The organism is Bartonella sp. AA81SXKL (assembly GCF_042196945.1).
In the GTDB taxonomy this organism is placed as follows: domain Bacteria; phylum Pseudomonadota; class Alphaproteobacteria; order Rhizobiales; family Rhizobiaceae; genus Bartonella.
The window spans coordinates 1-599 of sequence record NZ_JBHIRH010000354.1 but is presented as its reverse complement, the minus strand read 5'-3'; the positions used below and the strand labels follow the sequence as shown (position 1 = coordinate 599).

2 protein-coding genes are annotated in these 599 nt (G+C 32.7%); both read left to right on the top strand.

Annotated features, from left to right (window positions below; genetic code table 11):
* The first annotated feature begins 279 nt into the window (after nucleotides 1–279).
* Nucleotides 280–432: a DUF5993 family protein gene (locus tag ACFINZ_RS11665; RefSeq protein WP_011181195.1), complete on the top strand. Its 153-nt coding sequence runs from the start codon at nucleotides 280–282 to the stop codon at nucleotides 430–432.
* Nucleotides 433–442: 10 nt separating this feature from the next.
* Nucleotides 443–599 (top strand): disulfide bond formation protein B (locus tag ACFINZ_RS11660; RefSeq protein WP_375701605.1); only part of this gene is annotated, 157 nt, incomplete at its 3' end.

The window sequence follows — 599 nt, the reverse complement described above, 5'->3', positions numbered from 1 at the left end:
AATGATGATTATTTTGTCGTTTAGATAATTCTTTCAGGGTTAGGGTGAAAATACGCTCTTTTGCTTCATGAAAAAGTAAGCGCATGCTGAGATGCTTTGCTTTGAAATTCACTTTTAGCAGCCTCTCTGTTTTGTTGTATTTTCTATAGTCATAAAGAGAACACAATATAATTGTGAATTGTAATAATTTGTAATGAATTGTGAATAATTAATATATTATCTCTATTTTTTAGCCCAAGTGTGCAATATGTTGCCCGTTATATAAGAAAGGAGACTTTAATGTTTGTTCCGTTTTTAATCGCTTTAGGTACAGCAATAACGACTGTGTATGGCAAAAAAAACATAAGTTATGCCTTATGGGCAATCCTGTTAGTTGTTATTCTTCTCACTTTTAATCATCATGCAACTTCTACTTTAAATCTGTCTTTTTGAGATAATAATCATGGAACATGTTCAACAAAAAAATCATCATTTCATCATATTTATGAACACATTAGGATTGTTAGGACTTTCTGCTGTCCTGTTGGTGGCTTTCTATTATCAACTGGTGAAGTTTGAATTGCCGTGCCCTCTTTGTCTTCTTCAGCGCGTAGGTTTGA